At 69.7% G+C, this 18,522-nt stretch carries 19 protein-coding genes; 14 read left to right on the top strand and 5 right to left on the bottom strand.

What is annotated here, in order from left to right; all coding sequences use genetic code 11:
- From QZV97_RS17560 to kynB, 3 genes are all read right to left on the bottom strand, one after another.
- Nucleotides 1-762 (bottom strand): tryptophan 2,3-dioxygenase (locus QZV97_RS17560; RefSeq protein WP_295645516.1); only part of this gene is annotated, 762 nt, incomplete at its 3' end.
- Nucleotides 759-2,039 (bottom strand): kynureninase, encoded by a 1,281-nt coding sequence (kynU, locus tag QZV97_RS17555; RefSeq protein WP_295645513.1) that lies wholly within the window; start codon nt 2,037-2,039, stop codon nt 759-761. The genes QZV97_RS17560 and kynU, both read right to left, overlap by 4 nt.
- The gene (kynB, locus tag QZV97_RS17550) at nt 2,036-2,794 is read right to left on the bottom strand and encodes an arylformamidase (RefSeq protein ID WP_295645510.1); all 759 of its coding nucleotides are present in this window, start codon (nt 2,792-2,794) and stop codon (nt 2,036-2,038) included. The genes kynU and kynB overlap by 4 nt, the downstream gene beginning before the upstream one ends.
- 142 nt (nt 2,795-2,936) lie before the next feature.
- Here kynB and QZV97_RS17545 point away from each other — a divergent pair, with 142 nt between their 5' ends.
- From QZV97_RS17545 to QZV97_RS17480, 14 genes are all read left to right on the top strand, one after another.
- Nucleotides 2,937-5,321, top strand: a complete 2,385-nt coding sequence (locus QZV97_RS17545) for a bifunctional salicylyl-CoA 5-hydroxylase/oxidoreductase (RefSeq protein ID WP_295645508.1) — start codon at nt 2,937-2,939, stop codon at nt 5,319-5,321.
- Complete coding sequence (locus tag QZV97_RS17540; RefSeq protein WP_295645505.1) at nt 5,318-6,094, top strand: SDR family NAD(P)-dependent oxidoreductase; 777 nt, start codon at nt 5,318-5,320, stop codon at nt 6,092-6,094. The genes QZV97_RS17545 and QZV97_RS17540 overlap by 4 nt, the downstream gene beginning before the upstream one ends.
- A gap of 2 nt (nt 6,095-6,096) precedes the next feature.
- On the top strand, nt 6,097-6,594 hold the full coding sequence (locus QZV97_RS17535) for a MarR family transcriptional regulator (protein ID WP_295645502.1): 498 nt from the start codon (nt 6,097-6,099) through the stop codon (nt 6,592-6,594).
- Nucleotides 6,591-7,445 carry an enoyl-CoA hydratase family protein gene (locus QZV97_RS17530; RefSeq protein WP_295645499.1) on the top strand — a complete coding sequence of 285 codons (855 nt, stop codon included), beginning with the start codon at nt 6,591-6,593 and terminating at the stop codon, nt 7,443-7,445. The genes QZV97_RS17535 and QZV97_RS17530 overlap by 4 nt, the downstream gene beginning before the upstream one ends.
- A 1-nt stretch (nt 7,446) precedes the next feature.
- Complete coding sequence (locus QZV97_RS17525) at nt 7,447-8,628, top strand: acyl-CoA dehydrogenase family protein (RefSeq protein ID WP_295645496.1); 1,182 nt, start codon at nt 7,447-7,449, stop codon at nt 8,626-8,628.
- Nucleotides 8,625-10,247 (top strand): AMP-binding protein, encoded by a 1,623-nt coding sequence (locus tag QZV97_RS17520; protein WP_295645494.1) that lies wholly within the window; start codon nt 8,625-8,627, stop codon nt 10,245-10,247. The genes QZV97_RS17525 and QZV97_RS17520 overlap by 4 nt, the downstream gene beginning before the upstream one ends.
- Nucleotides 10,244-10,642: a RidA family protein gene (locus QZV97_RS17515; RefSeq protein ID WP_295645491.1), complete on the top strand. Its 399-nt coding sequence runs from the start codon at nt 10,244-10,246 to the stop codon at nt 10,640-10,642. The genes QZV97_RS17520 and QZV97_RS17515 overlap by 4 nt, the downstream gene beginning before the upstream one ends.
- A gap of 118 nt (nt 10,643-10,760) precedes the next feature.
- Nucleotides 10,761-11,420: a helix-turn-helix transcriptional regulator gene (locus tag QZV97_RS17510; RefSeq protein WP_295645489.1), complete on the top strand. Its 660-nt coding sequence runs from the start codon at nt 10,761-10,763 to the stop codon at nt 11,418-11,420.
- A gap of 115 nt (nt 11,421-11,535) precedes the next feature.
- Complete coding sequence (locus tag QZV97_RS17505; protein WP_295645486.1) at nt 11,536-12,105, top strand: hypothetical protein; 570 nt, start codon at nt 11,536-11,538, stop codon at nt 12,103-12,105.
- A gap of 94 nt (nt 12,106-12,199) precedes the next feature.
- A complete protein-coding gene (locus tag QZV97_RS17500) occupies nt 12,200-12,502 on the top strand; it encodes a hypothetical protein (protein ID WP_295645483.1) in 303 nt (100 codons plus the stop codon).
- A complete protein-coding gene (locus QZV97_RS17495) occupies nt 12,492-13,697 on the top strand; it encodes an ABC transporter substrate binding protein (RefSeq protein WP_295645480.1) in 1,206 nt (401 codons plus the stop codon). Before QZV97_RS17500 ends, QZV97_RS17495 begins: the two co-directional genes overlap by 11 nt.
- A gap of 102 nt (nt 13,698-13,799) precedes the next feature.
- A complete protein-coding gene (locus QZV97_RS17490; protein ID WP_295645477.1) occupies nt 13,800-15,557 on the top strand; it encodes a hybrid sensor histidine kinase/response regulator in 1,758 nt (585 codons plus the stop codon).
- 10 nt (nt 15,558-15,567) lie between these two features.
- On the top strand, nt 15,568-15,945 hold the full coding sequence (locus QZV97_RS17485; protein WP_295645474.1) for a response regulator: 378 nt from the start codon (nt 15,568-15,570) through the stop codon (nt 15,943-15,945).
- Nucleotides 15,942-17,114: an adenylate/guanylate cyclase domain-containing response regulator gene (locus tag QZV97_RS17480; RefSeq protein ID WP_295645471.1), complete on the top strand. Its 1,173-nt coding sequence runs from the start codon at nt 15,942-15,944 to the stop codon at nt 17,112-17,114. Before QZV97_RS17485 ends, QZV97_RS17480 begins: the two co-directional genes overlap by 4 nt.
- Here QZV97_RS17480 and QZV97_RS17475 read toward each other — a convergent pair.
- Together QZV97_RS17475 and argF are read right to left on the bottom strand one after the other, a co-directional pair.
- On the bottom strand, nt 17,089-17,745 hold the full coding sequence (locus QZV97_RS17475) for a Crp/Fnr family transcriptional regulator (RefSeq protein WP_295645468.1): 657 nt from the start codon (nt 17,743-17,745) through the stop codon (nt 17,089-17,091). The two genes, QZV97_RS17480 and QZV97_RS17475, sit on opposite strands and share 26 nt — an antisense overlap.
- 8 nt (nt 17,746-17,753) lie before the next feature.
- Nucleotides 17,754-18,522 (bottom strand): ornithine carbamoyltransferase (gene argF / locus QZV97_RS17470; RefSeq protein ID WP_295645465.1); only part of this gene is annotated, 769 nt, incomplete at its 5' end.

Here is an 18,522-nt window from a genome sequence, read left to right as displayed (position 1 = left end):
GGTGCCGCCGGTGCCGCGCTTGAAGCCGATCACGCGCTCGACCGTGGTCACGTGCCGGAAGCGCCACAGGCGGAAGGCGTCCTCGAGGTCGGTCAGTTCCTCGGCGAACTGGTAGAGATCCCAGTGGGCCTGCGGGTCGCGATAGACCACGAGCCAGGCGGCCTCGACCTCGGGCCGGGCGACGTGGGCCTGCGTCCAGTCGCGCTCCAGCACGTCGGCCGGCAGCGCCAGGCCGCGGCGCGCCAGCAGGCGCAGGGCCTCGTCGTAGAGCGACGGGGCGCGCCACGCGGCCTCGACCTCGGCCAGCCGCTGCGGCGCGTGCGAGTGCGGCTTCAGCATCGCGGCGTTCTTGTTGCCGAGCGCGAACTCGATGCAGCGGTACTGCCAGCTCTGGAAGCCGCTGCTCGCGCCGAGGTAGGGCCGCACGGCCGAATACTCGGGCGGCGTCATCGTCGCCAGCACGTCCCAGGCGTGGACCAGCTGCTCCATGATCTTGCTGACGCGCGCCAGCATCTTGAAGGCCGGCTGCAGCTCATCGCGCGCCACCGCGGCAACGGCGGCGTGCAGCTCGTGCAGCATGAGCTTCATCCACAGCTCGCTGGTCTGGTGCTGGACGATGAAGAGCAGCTCGTCGTGCGCCGGCGACAGCGGCTTCTGCGCGGAGAGCAGAGCGTCCAGCTGCAGGTAGTCGCCGTAGCTCATGCTGCGCGAGAAGTCGAGCTGCGCCTTCTCGTCGCGGACGATGTCTTCCGGCTTGGTCATGTGACGGTATTCCGCCGGTTGAACTCGGGCCTGCGCCACTCGCCGGCCTCCAGCACCTGCCGCAGGTGCTCGACCGCGTCCCACACGTCGACGAAGCGCGTGTAGAGCGGCGTGAAGCCGAAGCGCAGGATGTCCGGGGCGCGGAAGTCGCCGACCACGCCGCGTGCGATCAAGGCCTGCACCGCGGCGTAGCCGATCTCCGGATGGCTGAAGCAGACCTGGCTGCCGCGCTGCGTCGCGTCGCGCGGCGAGGCGAGAGTCAGGCCGTGGCCGGCGCAGCGCGACTCGACCAGCGCCGCGAACAGCTCGCACAGCGCCACTGACTTGGCGCGCAGCGTGGCCATGCCGCCCAGCGGCTCGGCCGCCAGCAGCGTGTCGACGCCGCACTCCAGCGCGGTCAGCGCCAGGATCGCCGGCGTGCCGCAGAGGTAGCGCTGCACGCCGGCGGCGGGACGGTAGCCGGGGGTGAACTCGAACGGGGCCGCATGCCCCATCCAGCCCGACAGCGGCTGGCGCAGGCCCTCGCGGTCCATGCGTGCCGCGTGCCGCGCGTGCATCCAGACGAAGGCCGGCGCGCCGGGGCCGCCGTTCAGGTACTTGTAGCCGCAGCCGACGGCGAAGTCCGCGTCGCTGCCGTTCAGGTCCACCGGCAGTGCGCCGGCCGAATGCGCCAGGTCCCAGACTGTCAGTGCGCCGGCGGCGTGCGCCGCGGCGCTGAGCGCGGCCATGTCGTGCAGCTGCCCGCTGCGGTAGTTGACTTGCGTCAGCATCAGCACGGCGAGATCGCCGTTCAGCTGGAGCGCGATCTCGTCGGGCTCGACCAGCCGCAGCTCGAGGCCGCGTTCCTGCGCCAGCGTCTCGGCGATGTAGAGGTCGGTCGGGAAGTTGCTGCGCTCGGAGACGATCACGCGGCGCTGCGGCGCATCCGCGGCCTGCAGGGCGAGCGCCGCGCTCAGCACCTTGAACAGGTTGACCGAGGTCGAGTCGGCCGCGACCAGCTCGCCCGGCGCCGCACCGACAAGGCGCGCGATCTTGTCGCCGACACGTTGCGGCAGGGCGATCCAGCCGGCGCGGTTCCAGCTCTCGATCAGGCCATGCCCCCATTCCTCGCGGACCGCCCGCGCGACGCGGTCTGCCGTCGAGCGCGGCAGCGCGCCGAGCGAGTTGCCGTCCAGGTAGATGCGGCCGTCGGGCAGCTCGAACTGCTCGCGCAGCGGCGCCAGCGCGTCGGCGCGGTCGAGCGCGAGGCAGGCGTGGCGGTCGAGCGCCGTACTCATAGCTCCAGCGGCCGGCTGTTCTCGAACGGCGTGTCGGCGAAGGCCGGATCCTCGGGCGCGGGCAGCGCGAGCGCGGGCCGCTGTACGGGCGGCAGTTCGCGCAGCACGGCACGCACCGGCGAGGCGTCGGCCGTCACCAGCTTCAGCGGCAGGGCGATCAGTTCGTAGTCGCCTTCGGCGACCTCGTCGAGCACCAGGTTCTCGAGCACGCGCAGCCCGCGGCGCCGCACGGCCTGGTGGCTGTCGAGCGTCTTGCTGGCGGCGGGGTCGATGCTGGCGGTGTCGATGCCGACCAGCTGCACGCCCAGGTCGGCGAGGCGCTCGATGGTCTCGGGCGCGAAGGCCGCCAGCGCGTTGTCGAAGCGGTCGATCGGCGCGCGCTCGTAGGTGCGCACCAGCACGCGCGGCGGCAGCGTCTCGTCGATCGCGTGCGACAGGTGCGGCCAGCGGATCAGGCGGTCGCTGTGTCGCGCGCCGGGGCCCTGGAAGCCCCAGGCATGGATCACGCGGCAGCGGCCGAGGTAGGGCTCGAGGGGCAGGTGCCCGACGGTCGCGCCCTGGGGGTCGTAGTGCAGCGGAGCGTCAGCGTGGGCACCGACGTGCGGGCTGAGCGTGATCGCACTGACGTTCACCGGGCCGCCCGGCCCGATCTGCGCCGTCCAGGCCTGCGAGTAGGGCGTGTCGCCCGGGAAGACCGGCGCCTCCGGGTTGACCGGCGGAGAGATGTCCCAGAGCTTCGGCGGTGTCGTCGTCACGATGGCGCGCACGGTAGCACCGACCTGCGCCGAGGGTCATCCCGACGGCAGGGGGTGGGTCTATGTACTTGACACCTAAACAATACACTCCTAAATTCAATCCGGCAAGTGCGGCCGTCCCGGGCCGCGAAAGGACGACACCATGCGCATCGCCTGCATCGGCGGTGGCCCGGCCGGGCTGTATTTCGCGCTGCTGATGAAGAAGGCCGACCCGGCGCGCGAGGTCGTCGTGATCGAGCGCAACCGGCCCTTCGACACCTTCGGCTGGGGCGTGGTGTTCTCCGACCAGACGCTGGGCGCACTGCAGCGCGCCGACGCCCCGACGGCGCAGAAGATCCTCGACGCCTTCAACCACTGGGACGACATCGAGGTGCGCTTCCAGGGCCGGCGCATCCGCTCGGGCGGCCACGGCTTCTGCGGCATCGGCCGCAAGCGCCTGCTCAACATCCTGCAGGAGCGCTGCCTCGAGCTCGGCGTCGAGCTGCGCTTCGAGACGGACTGCGACGATGCGGCCGTCGACGCCGACCTGATCATCGCCAGCGACGGCCTGAACAGCCGCATCCGCCAGAAGTACGCGCAGGCCTTCGAGCCCGACGTGGACCTGCGGCGCTGCCGCTTCGTCTGGCTGGGCACGGAGCGGCTGTTCGAGGCCTTCACCTTCGACTTCCAGCGCACCGCGCACGGCTGGTTCCAGGCGCATGCCTACCGCTTCGACGCGACGCACTCGACCTTCATCGTCGAGACGCCCGAGCCGGTGTGGCGCGCCTCGGGGCTGGAGCAGATGGAGAAGGAGGAAGGCATCGCCTTTTGCGAGCGCCTGTTCGCCGAGGTGCTGCAAGGCCACAAGCTCATCTCCAACGCAACGCACCTGCGCGGCTCGGCCTCGTGGATCCGCTTTCCGCGCGTGGTCTGCAAGCGCTGGGTGCACGCATCGGGAGGCGCCGGCGGCAACCGACCGGTGGTGCTGATGGGCGACGCGGCGCACACCGCGCACTTCTCGATCGGCTCGGGCACCAAGCTCGCGCTCGAGGACGCCATCGCGCTGGCCGCCGACATCGAGGCCCGGCCCGGCGACCTGACCGGCGCGCTGGCTGCCTACGAGGCCGCCCGCAGCATCGAGGTGCTGAAGATCCAGAACGCCGCGCGCAACTCGACCGAGTGGTTCGAGAACGTCGAGCGCCACGCGCGGCTGGCGCCGGAGCAGTTCGCGTACTCGCTGCTGACGCGCTCGCAGCGCATCTCGCACGAGAACCTGCGGCTGCGCGATGCCGGCTACGTCGGTGGCGTCGAGGGCTGGCTGGCGGGCGAGGCCGCGAGGCAGGCCGACGTACCGACGGCGGACGCCGCCGCGACGGTCCCGCCGATGTTCACGCCCTTCCGCCTGCGCGGCCTGACGCTGGCCAACCGCGTGGTCGTCTCGCCGATGGCGCAGTACGCGGCCGAAGGCGGCCTGCCGACCGATCATCACCTGGTGCACCTGGGCGCGCGCGCGATGGGCGGTGCCGGCCTGGTGTTCACCGAGATGACCTGTCCCTCGCCCGACGCGCGCATCACGCCGGCCTGCACCGGGCTGTGGAACGACGCGCAGCAGGCGGCGTGGCAGCGCATCGTCGACTTCGTGCACGGCAGCAGCGGCGCGAAGATCGCACTGCAGCTGGGCCATGCCGGGCCCAAGGGTTCGACGCGCGTGCCGTGGGAAGGCGAAGACCAGCCCTTGAGCCAAGGCAACTGGCCGCTGCTGGCCGCGTCGCCGCAGCAGTACCTGGACGGCGTCAGCGACTGGGCGCGCGCGATGACGCGCGCCGACATGGACCGCGTGACCGCCGAGTTCGTCGCCGCCACGCGCCGCGCTTGCGCGGCCGGCTTCGACTGGCTGGAGCTGCACTGCGCGCACGGCTACCTGCTGTCGGCCTTCCTGTCGCCACTGACCAACCAGCGCAGCGACGACTACGGCGGCACGCTCGCCCACCGCCTGCGCTGGCCGCTGGAGGTGTTTGCCGCGATGCGCGTCGCCTGGCCGGCCGAGCGGCCGATGTCGGTGCGGCTGTCGGCCCACGACTGGGTGCCGGGCGGCACCACACCCGAGGATGCGATCGAGATGGCGCGTGCCTTCAAGGCCGCGGGCTGCGACCTGATCGACGTCTCCAGCGGCCAGGTCAGCAAGGCGCAGCGGCCGGTCTACGGGCGGCTGTTCCAGACGCCGTTCGCCGAGGCGATCCGCAACGAGGTCGGCATCGCGACGATGGCGGTCGGCGCGATCACCGAGGGCGATCAGGTCAACGGCATCGTCGCCGCCGGCCGCGCCGACCTGTGTGCGGTGGCGCGCCCGCACCTCGCCAACCCGGCGTGGACGCTGAGCGAGGCGGCACGGCTGGGCGTCACCGGCGGTGCGGGCCTGATGTGGCCGGTGCGCTACCTGTCGGGCAAGGCGCAGCTCGAGCGCAACCTCGAGCGCGAGCGTCAGCTCGCTGCACAGACGGCCGGACTCGGCGCGCTGGAGCAGGCCAACCTGGCGCTGGGCGTATGAGCGCTGCTACGCTGGCTTTGCAAGGCCGCCACGCCGTCGTCACCGGCGGCGGCAGCGGCATCGGCGCGGCCATTGCGCGCGTGCTCGTCGACGCCGGCGCGCGCGTGAGCTTGATGGGGCGCCGACTCGATGCGCTGCAGGCGGTCGCCGCCGAACTCGGCGATGCCGCCGTCTGCGTGAGCTGCGACGTGGCCGACGAAGCCTCGGTGGCGCACGCCTTCGCGGCGGCGCGCGAGCGAGCGGCCGTCGATCTGCTCGTCAACAACGCCGGCGCCGTGCAGAGCACGCCGCTCGCGAAGACCGGCCTCGCGCAGTGGCAGCGCACGCTCGATGTCAACCTGACCGGCGCCTTCCTGTGCCAGCAGCAGGTGCTGCCGGCGATGGTGGAGCGCGGCTACGGTCGCATCGTCAACGTCGCCAGCACGGCGGGGCTCAAGGGCTATGCCTACGTCGCCGCCTACGTCGCCGCGAAGCACGGCCTGGTCGGATTGACGCGCGCCGCGGCGCTGGAGCTGGCCAAGACCGGCGTGACGGTCAACGCGGTCTGCCCCGGCTACACCGACACCGAGATCGTGAAGGAAGCCGTCGCGACCATCGTGCGCAAGACCGGCCGCGACGAAGCCGGTGCCCGCGCCGCGCTGGCTGCCGGCAACCCGCAGGGCCGCCTGGTGCAGCCCGAGGAGGTGGCGCAGGCGGTGCTGTGGCTGCTGCGGCCCGACAGCGCAGCCATCACCGGCCAGGCGATCGCGGTGGCCGGCGGCGAGGTGATGTGACGATGGCTGCCGACGAGACCCTGCCCGACACCGACCTCGAGTCGCGCGTCATCGACGAGCACCACCAGGCGCTCAAGCTCTGGTTGCGCTGGCTGTCGTGCACCACGCGCATCGAGGACGCGATCCGCAAGCGCCTGGCGGCCGAGTTCGGCACCACGCTGCCGCGCTTCGACCTGATGGCCCAGCTGGAGCGCCAACCCGAGGGCCTGACGATGCGCGAGCTGTCCCAGCGCCTGATGGTCACCGGTGGCAACGTCACCGGCATCACCGATCAGCTCGAGTCCGAAGGCCTGGTGGTGCGCGCCCCGCACCCCACCGACCGGCGCGCGTTCTCGGTGCAGCTGACACCCACCGGCCGCAAGCTGTTCCGCCGCATGGCGACGACGCACGAGCGCTGGGTGGTCGAGCTGTTCGCCGGCTGGACCCCCGAGCAGAAGGCCGCGATGCATGAGCAGCTGGCCGTGCTGAAGCAACACCTCGCCCAAGGAAGCCCGACATGACCCGACCCATCGCCGAACCCCTGGCCGCCGGCAACCGGCGCGCGCTGGCCGAGCGCCGTACGGTGCACTTCGGCTGGCGCGTCGGCGCCGACAGCGTCGGCGTCGTCACGCTCGACCGCCCCGAGCGCAAGAACCCGCTGACCTTCGACTCCTACGCCGAGCTGCGCGAACTGTTCCGCGACCTCGCCTATGCCGACGACGTGAAGGCGGTGGTGGTGCAGGGCGCCGGCGGCAACTTCTGCTCGGGCGGCGACGTGCACGAGATCATCGGCCCGCTGACGCAGATGACGATGCCCGATCTGCTGGCCTTCACGCGCATGACCGGCGACGTGGTGAAGGCGATGCGCGCCTGCCCGCAGCCGGTCGTCGCGGCGATCGACGGCGTGTGCGCCGGCGCCGGCGCGATCCTCGCGATGGCTTCGGATCTGCGCATCGGCACGGCGCGCAGCAAGACGGCCTTCCTGTTCACGCGTGTCGGCCTGGCGGGCTGCGACATGGGCGCCTGCGCCATCCTGCCGCGGCTCATCGGCCAGGGCCGCGCGAGCGAGCTGCTGTTCACGGGTCGCTCGCTGGGTGGCGACGAGGCGCTGGCCTGGGGCTTCATGAACCGCCTGGTCGAGCCCGAGGCGCTGGAGGCCGCCGCGCTGGCCTGGGCCGGCGAGCTGGCCGCAGGCCCGACCTTCGGCCATGCGATGACCAAGCGCATGCTGCATCAGGAGTGGGCCATGGGCGTGGACGAGGCGATCGAGGCCGAGGCGCAGGCGCAGGCCATCTGCATGATGACGCAGGACTTCCATCGCGCCTACGAGGCCTTCGCCGCCAAGCGCAAGCCGACTTTCGAAGGAGATTGAGATGACGCCGCTCGATCATCTCGACTGGCCCTTCTTCGAGGCGCGGCACCGCAGCTTTGCGGCGGAGCTGGAGGCCTGGGCCTTCAGCGCGCTGAAGGACATGCCGCACGACGGTGACGTCGATACCACCTGCCGACGGCTCGTGCGCGCGCTCGGCGACGCCGGCTGGCTGCGCCACGCCGTCGCCGGCACGGCGCACGGCGGTGCGGCCGAGGCCATCGACACGCGCACGATCTGCCTGGCCCGCGAGACGCTGGCTCGTCACCACGGCCTGGCCGACTTCGCGTTCGCGATGCAGGGCCTGGGCTCGGGCGCGATCTCGCTCGACGGCACGCCGGAGCAGCGGGCGCGCTGGCTGGCACCGGTCGCCGCCGGGCGCGCCATCGCCGCCTTCGCGCTGAGCGAGCCGCAGGCCGGCTCGGACGTCGCCGCGTTGCAGTGCCGGGCTCGTGAAGACGGCAACGCCTGGGTGCTGGACGGCGAGAAGACCTGGATCAGCAACGGCGGCATCGCCGACTTCTACGTCGTCTTCGCGCGCACCGGCGATGCGGAACGCGGTACCGGCGACATCGGCGCCTTCGTCGTCGAGGCCGGCACGCCGGGCCTCGAGATCGCCGAGCGCATGGCCGTGATCGCGCCGCATCCGCTGGCGCGGCTGCGCTTCGACGGCTGCCGCGTGCCGAAGGCACACCAGCTCGGCGGCGCCAGCCAGGGCTTCAAGCTGGCGATGCGCACGCTCGACATCTTCCGCACCTCGGTGGCTGCGGCGGCGCTCGGCTTCGGCCGTCGCGCGCTCGGCGAGGCGCTGGCGCGCAGCCGTACGCGGCCGATGTTCGGCGCGCGGCTGGCCGACCTGCCGATCGCGCAGGCCAAGCTGGCCGACATGGCGACCACGATCGAGTCCGCAGCGCTGTTGACCTACCGCGCCGCCTGGCAGCGCGACCAGGGCCGGCGCGTCACCCGCGAGGCGGCGATGGCCAAGCTGGCCGCGACCGAAGGCGCGCAGCAGGTCATCGACGCCGCGGTACAGCTCTTCGGCGGCGAGGGCGTGCGCCATGGCAGCGTCGTCGAGTCGCTGTACCGCGAGATCCGCGCGCTGCGCATCTACGAGGGCGCCAGCGAGGTGCAGCAGCTGATCATCGGCCGCGAGTTGCTGAAGGAAGCGGAGGCCGACGCGCCATGAGCGCTCACGTCGACCGCTTCGCGCGCGATCGCCTGCCGCCGGCCGCGCAGTGGCCCGAGCTGCGCTTCGACCGGCCGGAGCTGCAGTTCCCGGCGCAGATCAACTGCGTGAGCGAGCTGCTGGATCGTCGTGTCCAGCAGGGCGACGGCGAGCGCCCGGCGGTCATCGGCCCCGGCGTGAGCTGGAGCTACGCCGAGCTGCAGGCGCAGGCGAACCGCATTGCGCGCGTGCTGGTCGACGACCTGAAGCTCGTTCCGGGCAACCGCGTGCTGCTGCGCGGCGCCAACACGCCGATGCTCGCGGCCTGCTGGCTGGCGGTGGTGAAGGCCGGCGGCATCGCGGTGGGCAGCATGCCGCTGCTGCGCGCCAAGGAGCTGACCGCCATCATCGACAAGGCCGAGATCACGCATGCGCTGTGCGACGCGCGGCTGGCCGGGGAGCTGTCGCTTGCGCAGGCAGGGTGTCCGGGCCTCGACCACGTGCTGCACTTCCTGGGCGATGGCAGCGGGCTCGAAGCGCGTGCCGCGGACAAGTCGCCGCAGTTCGATGCCGTGCCGACGGCCGCCGACGACGTCGCGCTGATCGCCTTCACCTCCGGCACGACCGGCGTGCCCAAGGGCACGATGCACTTTCACCGCGACGTGATGGCCGCCTGCGCCTGCTGGCCGCGCCATGTGCTGAAGCCGACGCGCGACGATCGCTTCATCGGCAGCCCGCCGCTGGCCTTCACCTTCGGACTGGGCGGGCTGCTGCTGTTCCCGATGTCGGTGGGCGCGTCGACGGTGTTGATCGAGAAGGCCACGCCCGATACGCTGCCCGCTGCGATCGCCGCGCACCGCGCGACCGTGTGCTTCACCGCACCGACCTCCTACCGTGCGATCGCGATCGCGATGAAGGCCGGCGGCGCGGTGCACGACCTGTCGTCACTGCGCAAGTGCGTGTCGGCCGGCGAGGCGCTGCCGGCCGCGACGCGCGCGCTGTGGAAGGACGCGACCGGCCTCGAGATCATCGACGGCATCGGCTCGACCGAGCTGCTGCACATCTTCATCTCGCACGACGAGGCGCACGCCCGGCCGGGCGCCACCGGCACGGTCGTGCCCGGCTACGTCGCCTGCGTCGTCGACGACGCGCTGCGTCCGCTGCCGCCGGGGCAGGTGGGCCGCCTGGCCGTGAAGGGGCCGACCGGCTGCCGCTACCTCGCCGACGCGCGCCAGTCGCAGTACGTGCAGGGCGGCTGGAACCTGACCGGCGACGCCTACCTGATGGACGCCGACGGCTACTTCTTCTACCAGGCACGCACCGACGACATGATCATCAGCGGCGGCTACAACATCGCCGGACCCGAAGTGGAGTCTGCGTTGATGACTCACGCGGCCGTGGCCGAATGCGCGGTGGTCGGCGTCGCCGACGAGGAGCGGGGCCAGATCGTCAAGGCCTATGTCGTGCTGAAGCCGGGCGTGACGGACGATGCGGCGATGGTCAAGACGCTGCAGGACCACGTGAAGCAGACCGTGGCCCCGTACAAGTACCCGCGCGCGATCGAGTTCCGATCGAGCCTGCCTCGCACCGAGACGGGCAAGCTGCAGCGCTTTCGACTCAGGCAGGAGACGACCCGATGACGACGAACAAGCAGGTGCTGCAGCCGACCGGCTGGACCGCGCCGCGCGGCTACGCCAACGGCGTGGTCGCACAGGGCACCAGCATCCACGTGGCCGGCCAGATCGGCTGGAACGCACGCTGCGAGTTCGAGAGCGACGACTTCGTCGCGCAGGTGCGCCAGGCGCTGGCCAACATCGTCGCCGTGCTGGCCGAAGCCGGTGCCGGACCCGAGCACATCGTCCGCATGACCTGGTACGTGACCGACAAGCGCGAGTACCTGGCCCGCGGCCGCGAGGTCGGCCAGGCCTTCCGCGAGCTGGTCGGCCGCTACGACATCGCGATGACCGCGGTGCAGGTGACGGCGCTGATGGAGGACCGGGCGAAGGTGGAGATCGAGGTGACGGCGGTGCGCTAGGGCGTACCGCTGACGGAGGCCGCGCGAGCGGCGAGGTGCAGATTCACCAGACGGAGACGCCTGATCTAACTAGTCTTGCTTCCATTGGCGCTGTGCAGTGTCAAGTGGAGGAAGAACGATGCTGGACTTGATTGATTCCCGAGTCATGGTGGCTCTCACCGAACGCGCCATCGTGGCAACGCCGCGCGCCGAGTGCGATGGGCGAGATCGTGAGAACGGCTGGCTCCACAACACCCTGGACAGCATCGACTACCCGATGCTGTGCGTGGCACCCGACCTGTCGGTCCGGCTGATGAATCGGGCCGCACGGCGCGAACTGGCTGCCCCGGGTCATCCGCTGCGGCTGCAAGGGGACGTGCTGCAGGTGCGCGACTCCGTCGCCGCTCAGTCGCTCAGGCGGGCGCTGCGCGAAGCGTTCACACTGGGTTTGAGGCGCCTGGTACTGCTCGGTGACGCGTCGGCCCAACTGTCGGTAGCAGTCGTCCCACTGGAGGTCGATGATGGCGCGGTGCTGCTGCTGGGGCGTCGCCACCTTTGCGAGAGGCTATCGGCTGACTGGTACGCGCGTGAGCGTGGGCTGACGGGCGCCGAAACACGCATCTTGCAGGCCTTGAGCAATGGCATGGGACCGAAGGAGATCGCACGCAGACAGGGTGTGTCCCTGAGCACGGTACGCACTCATGTACGCAGTGTCCGCTCCAAGACCGGCTCTCCCAGCATTCGCGATCTGATTCGTCAAGTGTCGAGCCTGCCACCTGTTCTGGCGCGCCTGATCTGAGAAAGGTCTAGCGCACCAACGGGTTCTCGGGATGGCCACCTGCAGGCTAGGCCAGCTACTGTCGAGCATCTATCCAGGCGGCACCAGATCACTTCACACAAGCAATGGAGGTCCCATGAAACTGCTCGCACTACCTGCCCTGAGCGCTGCGCTGCTGCTGAGCGCCTGTGCTGGCGTCGATGTCACACCGATCAGTTCGACAGCCCGGGAGGATTTGCACAAAGCCGACCCGCAGGATGCCTACAAGCACGCGCGGCGCGGCTATGTCGTGTACGAGCCCATGCTCCTGGTCAGCGTCGCGCCTGGCAGGAAGTGCCTCGGCGAGCTGAAGGAAGGGAAGTGCAACGGAAGCTGGCAAGACGTTTGCGAAGTGAGCGAGCCCAAGCTCTTCCCGAACTACAACCGGCCGTATCTCGTCAAGGCGCGAAGCGGATTTGGCAAGGCCGGCACCGAGATCACCATCAGCAATGGCTGGCAACTCGGTAGCATCAAGGACCATTCGGACAATACCGCGGTCCTGGCGGCGCTGCGTGGCAAGGAGAGCAGTACGAGTAGCTTCATCCCAGACAATAGCAAGAGCCCCAACTTGGCGGGCTGCACAGCTGGTGTCTACATGGTGCCGAGCAGTTGCGAGTCGGGCCGGGCGGGCAGCTGCCAGTGGCAGCCGTGGAAGCTGAATTTTTGATTGCAGGCGTGCTCGTCTTCCTCTGTCGGCGAGGGCGAAGCGACTCCATGCATGTTGATTCTCCTGGTCAATTCAATGTGAAAGGGCAATGGTCATGAGCAATTTCGTCGTCGTGGCGATCGACTGGTCGGACAAGAGCATGAACGTGGCGTTCAGCGGCAGCCAGCCAGGTTCGCCGATCGAGATCAAGAAGTGCAATCCGCCGTGCACATCTTCCGTTGTGCCGCAATTGGTGCTGTCGATCGAAGGCGTGGCCGGCAATAAGGTCCTGACGACGGTCGGAATGCCGAACTCGCCCGTCGTCCACGTGAACGGCTTCAACACCAAGGCCGATGCAGATGCTTGGGCGGCTGCACACAGTGGCCACTTCGACCTGATTCACGTTCTTGGCCCCTGATTCGCGGTCCAGTGAGCACGCGACCCGTCTGTGCCGCGCGATGATCGGTGATGGTCTGCGCAGCGTGACTGCCATTGCGCTGGTGGTCACGGCTGCGTGCCTTGTCGGGCTGACGGCTTGCCGCGACGGGGGTGCGGGCCAAGGTACTGAGCGGGACGCCGAGAGCCAGCGGCAGGGGAGCGTGGCAACAGTCCTGGTGCTCTTGCCGGACTGGTTACCCGCCATGGAGAACGACGCGAACCTGGCAGTTGTTCGCGCCAGCTTCCAGGCGGCCGGCTATGGCGCCGACCGACTCCGTATCCAGGCCGAGGTCGTACCTGCGATGCCCGGCGAGGGGACGGCGCCGATCCGTGCCGCAGTCAAGAGATGGAGCCCCGACGTCGTGATCGCAGCGACCATGGGGTCGGCCATGGACCTGCAGCAGCTGGGTCTGGCGGTGCCTGTCGTCTTCGCCGGTGGAGCCGATCCGCTCGATCTCTGTCTGGTCGATTCGATGCAGCGGCCGGGCCGCAACGCAACGGGTCATACGAGCAGTCTGCCCATCGAGGCGAAGATGGTGGAACTGCTGGTTGACGCCTTCCCACGGGTTCGCCGTCTGACTGTGCTTGTTGATGGCAATGTCATGCCCAGCGGCTATCGGTGCGGCCCGGCTGCGGCTCAGCTCGCGCTGGCAGAACGTGTGCATGCGGCCGGCTGCCAGCCAGGACCGCCGCGTGATCGTGTGGAAGTCGAACTGACTGTCGACAGAGCCGGGCTCGAAGGTGCGGCATCCGGCCGTGGCCTGCCGATCGAGTTCGAGGTGATCTGCCAGTGGGAGGATGTCGAAGCGACCGTGCAAAGACTGGCAGGCCTGGGGGACGCCGCAGGTGTTGCCGTTCCCGAGCAGTTTCTGTTTCAGAAGCTTGCTGGACGTCTGCCGCAGTTGCTGAACCAACATCGTGTCGTCGCGGTCTTTGGCAGCGGCCGCTACGCAGAGGCGGGCGCGTTGCTGGCCGTTGGGGCGCGACGGCAACCACCGGGAGTTCAGGAGGCTGCCGAGATGGCGCGCCTGGTCATCGAAGGCGCACGCCCTGCTGACATGCCGGTCCGGACTCCCCGCGCCGTTGCTGTGTGGGTGAACCTGGTTGCGGCGCGCACCTCGGGGCGATTTCCGTCGGCCGAGGTTGTCCGTGCCGCCGACGTCCTGATTCGATGAGCTCGTGATTCGCTCATGAAATCTCGCTCGTCGGCGACTCGATCTCTGTGGTCGAACCTCCATCGATCATGGAGAAGCATCGGCTTCAAGGTTGCCGCGACCATGTCGCTGTTGCTGAGTGTCGGCCTGCTGGCTTTCGCGGCTCTGGAACTGGTCGCGACGCGACGTCAGGCGGTCGAACAGGTCGCGCTGACGCAGGAAGCCCAGGTTCTCGAGGTCAGCGGAGCCGTGCGCGGCGCTCTTGAGTCCATCAAGTTGAACTTGACTACAGTGACCACATTGCCATGGGAAATCGAGGGCTGGCTGACGCTGCAGGATCGGCGGCATGAGTATCGACGACTGCTCAAGCTGCTGCCAGCCGTCGACTCGGTGCGGTGGGTGGGTGCCGACGGCAAGGAGCAACTGTTCGTTTCGCGTCGCGAAGTCGATCGGATCGCTGCGGAGCCGAAAACCGAAGGGGCCGTGCGGCTACATGGTGGCGTCTCGGGAACGACGGCGCTGCACTACGTCCAGGGCTTCGACCCGACTTTGTCTGTGGCATTAGAAGGGCGAGAGTCTGGATCCGATTCGACGTTCGTCGACATCAACCTCCGAAGTCTTTCATCGGGGTTGGCTGCTTCCCTGACTCTGGCGGGCAGGACGGTGTACGTGGCCGATGGCGAAGGCCGCATCATGCTCCACAAGGACCCCGGTGTGATGGTCCGTCGCACGGCCATTGCGGACCGATCGCACTTCCGATCCGACGATCCAGCCGCGGCTCGCGTTGTGCCCAGTCGCGGGCTCGATGGAGGCGAGGTCCTGGTTTCGTCCATGGGTGTGGGCATGCTTGGTTGGCGCGTGTATGTCGAGCAGCCGACAGGAGAAGCGCTGCAGCCGGTGGATGAAGCCGTTGCCAGAACCGCCGTGCTCGCGTTGATCTGGTTGGCGGTGGTTGTCTCGGTGGGCCTATATCTCTCGCGTCGCCTGACGCGGCCGATCGCAGCCCTCGCCCGTGGTGCGGCGGCATTGGCCAGCGGCGATCTGCGCACGCGGATCGAAGTGGACAGTCAGGATGAGCTCCAGGACCTCGCAATGCAGTTCAACGCCATGGCCGACTCGCTGCAGCAGACCATCAGCCAGCAGGAACAACGCATCGCCGAGAAGACCCAGGCTCTCGAAGTCGCCAACCGCCACAAGTCCGAGTTCCTGACCAACATGTCGCACGAGCTGCGCACGCCGCTCAATGCCGTCATCGGCATGTCGGAGGTGCTGGCCGAGCAGGAGATGTGCGGGCCGCTGACGGCCAAGCAGCTGGAGTACATGACCGACATCCACAACTCCGGGACGCACCTGCTGGCGCTGATCAACGAGATCCTCGACATGTCCAAGGTCGAGTCGGGCCGGATGGAACTGGACCGGGTGGTGGTCGACGTCGGCTCCCAGGTCACGCAGGCGGTGGCGCTGGTGCGCGACCGCGCCGACCGGCAAGGCGTGCAGCTGGTGACCACCGTCGCGCCGGACCCTTGCGAGTGGCGGGTCGATCCGCAGCGCTTCCGGCAGATCCTGCTGAACCTTCTGTCGAACGCCGTCAAGTTCACCGCATGCGGCGGGCGCGTGAGTCTGGACGCGCGGATCGAGGCGCGTGGCCTGGTGGTCGAGGTCGGCGACACGGGCCGCGGCATCGCGCGCGAGCATCTGCCGCTGGTCTTCGAGCCCTTCCGGCAGTTCGGCGCGCAGCCCGGTCTGCCGGTCGAGGGCACCGGACTGGGTCTCGCGCTGGTGAAACGCCTGGTCGAACTGCACGGCGGCTCGATCACGCTGGACAGTGAACCCGGCCGCGGCAGCCGCTTCACGCTGGTGTTCCCGCAGGACGAGGCGTGAGGGCACACCCATGAACACGACGGTCCTGCTGGTCGACGATCACGCGCAGACGCTCAAGCTGGCGGGTGACGTGCTGGCGCATGCCGGGCACCACGTGCATCGCGCCGCGTCGGGCGAGGAGGCGCTGGTGCAGGCGGCGAACGACTGGCCGGCGCTGGTACTGCTGGACATCCAGCTGCCGGGCATCGACGGTCTCGAGACGCTGGCCCGGCTGCGTGCCCAGGCGCAGGACCGCGCGCTGAAGGTCATCGCGATGACCGCTTCGGTGACGCTGGCCGACCGGGCGCGGCTCGAGCAGGCCGGCTTCGACGCTTTCCTGGCCAAGCCGTTCTCGGTCAAGACGCTGCGCGAGCTGGTGCGGCGCGAGCTGGGGGAGGCGCCTGCATGAGCGATGCGCCCGTGGATCGACTCGTCGTGGCGCGCCAGTGCCGGCTGCTCGTCGTCGACGACACACCGGCCGATCGTCGCGTGCTCACGGATCGCCTGCTGGCTCTGCAGCAGGGTTACGAGGTCGAACAGGCGTCGAGCGGCGTCGAGGCGCTGGCGGCAGCGCGTCGCGCGGTGCCCGACCTGATCCTGCTGGACGTGATGATGCCGGACCTCAACGGCTTCGAGGTCTGCCGCCTGCTGCGCGCCGACTCGGCGTTCGCGGCGGTGCCGATCGTGCTGGTGACCTCGCTCGATGCCAGTGCCGACCGCGTGCGCGGCCTCGAGGCCGGTGCCGACGACTTCGTCTCCAAGCCCTACAAGACCGAGGAGCTGCGCGCGCGCATCCGCTCGCTGCTGCGCGTGAAGGCGCTCTACGACCAGGTGGCGGCGCAGCGCGAGGAGCTCGCCCGCTGGTCGGCCACGCTGAGCGAGCGGGTGGCTGAGCAGCTCGGGCAGATCGAACGGCTGGCGCGGCTCAAGCGCTTCTTCTCGCCGGCGCTCGCCGAGCGCCTGGTGCAGGACGGTGATACCAACCCGATGCGCAGCCACCGGCAGGACATCAGCGTGCTGTTCGCCGACCTGCGTGGTTTCACGGCCTTTGCCGAGGCGGTGGGGCCGGATGTCCTGATGGGTGTGCTGGGCGAGTTTCACGCTTCGATGGGCGAGGCCATCCATCGGCACGAGGGCACACTCGAGCGGTTCACCGGCGACGGGCTGATGGTGTTCTTCAACGATCCGGTGCCGCAGGCCGATCACGTGGAGCGGGCACTGTCGCTGGCGCTGGAGATGCAGGCGCGCGGGGCGCTGCTGCGCGAGCGCTGGCTGGCACGGGGTACCGAACTCGGCCTCGGCCTCGGCCTGAGCTGCGGCACGGCGACGCTGGGCGCGATCGGCTTCGACGCGCGGCAGGACTATGCGGCGATCGGCAGCGTCACCAACCGCGCCGCGCGACTGTGCGCGCAGGCGCGTGCCGGTGAACTGCTGGTGTGCGACGGTCTGTGGCAGCGCCTGCCGGTCACCGCCCGTCCGCTCGATGCGCGCGGGCCGGAGCAGCTGGTGCTGGGCGGCATCGCCGGGGCGGTGCCGGTCTACCGCGTCGGGTCTACCAGCGCGCCGGCAGCGGCTTGAGCAGCGCGATCACGCGGCCCTCGCTGCGCACGTAGCCGCCACGCTCCAGGTCCTTCATCAGCCGGCTGATCATCTCGCGCGAGGCGCCGACGCGCGCGGCCAGCGCCTGGTGGGTCATCGGCTCGGGCAGTTGCTTCAGGCCGTCGTCGCCGGCAGTGCACAGCTCCTCGAGCAAGGTGCGCAGGCGACCGTAGACGTCCAGCTGGGCCAGGCGGCGCGCGCGTTCGGTGGCTTCGCGGGCGCGGCGGATCACGCGCATCAGCAGCTCGGTAGCGAGCGCGCCGTCCTCGGCCAGGCGGCGGAAGGCGGTGATGCGGGTCACGAAGCTGCAGACCGAGGGCTCGAGTGCCTCGACCGTGGCCGACCGCGGCCCGCCGTCGAGCGCCATCTCGCCGAAGCAGTCGCCGGCGGTGTCGATGCAGTAGGTGATCTCGCGCTCGGCCTCGTCGCTGGAATAGGCCCTCACCTTGCCGCTGAGCAACACGTACAGCGCATCGCCCGGCGCACCTTCCTCGACGATCACTTCGCCACTGCGGTAGTGGCGCAACTCGCCGGCTGCGGCCAGCGAGCGCATCGGCTCGGGCAGCCGCTCGATCAGCGCGCGGGCGTCGACGGGCGGCGGGGCGGCCATCGCGCGGCTCAACCGATGCGACCGATCAGCAGGTACTCCATCAGCGCCTTCTGGACGTGCATGCGGTTCTCCGCCTCGTCCCAGACCACCGACTGCGGGCCGTCGATGACCTCGGCCTCGACTTCCTCGCCGCGGTGCGCCGGCAGGCAGTGCATGAAGAGCGCGTCCTTGCGCGCCGAGGCCATCATCTCGCGGTCGACGCACCAGTCGCCGAAGGCCTTCAGGCGTGCGTCGTTCTCGGCCTCGTAACCCATGCTGGTCCACACGTCGGTGGTCACCAGGTGGGCGCCACGGCAGGCCTCGAGCGGGTCCTTGAAGACCTTGCAGCAGCCGGCGTCGGGGTCGATGCCGGCCACCGCCGGATCGACCTCGTAGCCGCCCGGCGTGCTGACGTGCACCGTGAAGCCGAGGATCTCGGCCGCCTGCAGCCAGGTGTTGGCCATGTTGTTGCCGTCGCCGACCCAGGCGACGACCTTGCCCTGGATCGCGCCGCGGTGCTCGATGAAGGTGAAGATGTCCGCGAGGATCTGGCAAGGATGGAACTCGTTGGTCAGTCCGTTGATGACCGGCACGCGCGAGTGCGCCGCGAAGCGGTCCAGGCGCGCCTGCTCGTAGGTGCGGATCATCACCACGTCGACCATGCGGCTGATGACGCGGGCCGTGTCCTCGACCGGTTCGGCGCGACCGAGCTGGGTGTCGCCGGTCGTCAGGTTCACGACCATGCCGCCCATCTGGTACATGCCGGCCTCGAAGCTCACGCGCGTGCGCGTGCTGGCC

The organism is uncultured Methylibium sp., assembly GCF_902826655.1.
Taxonomy (GTDB): domain Bacteria; phylum Pseudomonadota; class Gammaproteobacteria; order Burkholderiales; family Burkholderiaceae_C; genus Methylibium.
This window is presented reverse-complemented; position numbering and strand designations above follow the sequence as displayed.

What these genes read in the sequence shown, in the direction of transcription:
- QZV97_RS17510 (WP_295645489.1), top strand. Translation starts at nt 10,761, where the DNA reads ATGCTGGACTTGATTGATTCCCGAGTCATGGTGGCTCTCACCGAACGC.
- QZV97_RS17500 (WP_295645483.1), top strand. Translation starts at nt 12,200, where the DNA reads ATGAGCAATTTCGTCGTCGTGGCGATCGACTGGTCGGACAAGAGCATG.
- kynU (WP_295645513.1), bottom strand. Translation starts at nt 2,039, where the DNA reads ATGAGTACGGCGCTCGACCGCCACGCCTGCCTCGCGCTCGACCGCGCC.
- QZV97_RS17535 (WP_295645502.1), top strand. Translation starts at nt 6,097, where the DNA reads ATGGCTGCCGACGAGACCCTGCCCGACACCGACCTCGAGTCGCGCGTC.
- QZV97_RS17545 (WP_295645508.1), top strand. Translation starts at nt 2,937, where the DNA reads ATGCGCATCGCCTGCATCGGCGGTGGCCCGGCCGGGCTGTATTTCGCG.
- QZV97_RS17480 (WP_295645471.1), top strand. Translation starts at nt 15,942, where the DNA reads ATGAGCGATGCGCCCGTGGATCGACTCGTCGTGGCGCGCCAGTGCCGG.
- QZV97_RS17490 (WP_295645477.1), top strand. Translation starts at nt 13,800, where the DNA reads ATGTCGCTGTTGCTGAGTGTCGGCCTGCTGGCTTTCGCGGCTCTGGAA.
- QZV97_RS17485 (WP_295645474.1), top strand. Translation starts at nt 15,568, where the DNA reads ATGAACACGACGGTCCTGCTGGTCGACGATCACGCGCAGACGCTCAAG.
- QZV97_RS17475 (WP_295645468.1), bottom strand. Translation starts at nt 17,745, where the DNA reads ATGGCCGCCCCGCCGCCCGTCGACGCCCGCGCGCTGATCGAGCGGCTG.
- QZV97_RS17530 (WP_295645499.1), top strand. Translation starts at nt 6,591, where the DNA reads ATGACCCGACCCATCGCCGAACCCCTGGCCGCCGGCAACCGGCGCGCG.
- QZV97_RS17505 (WP_295645486.1), top strand. Translation starts at nt 11,536, where the DNA reads ATGAAACTGCTCGCACTACCTGCCCTGAGCGCTGCGCTGCTGCTGAGC.
- QZV97_RS17525 (WP_295645496.1), top strand. Translation starts at nt 7,447, where the DNA reads ATGACGCCGCTCGATCATCTCGACTGGCCCTTCTTCGAGGCGCGGCAC.
- QZV97_RS17515 (WP_295645491.1), top strand. Translation starts at nt 10,244, where the DNA reads ATGACGACGAACAAGCAGGTGCTGCAGCCGACCGGCTGGACCGCGCCG.
- QZV97_RS17540 (WP_295645505.1), top strand. Translation starts at nt 5,318, where the DNA reads ATGAGCGCTGCTACGCTGGCTTTGCAAGGCCGCCACGCCGTCGTCACC.
- QZV97_RS17520 (WP_295645494.1), top strand. Translation starts at nt 8,625, where the DNA reads ATGAGCGCTCACGTCGACCGCTTCGCGCGCGATCGCCTGCCGCCGGCC.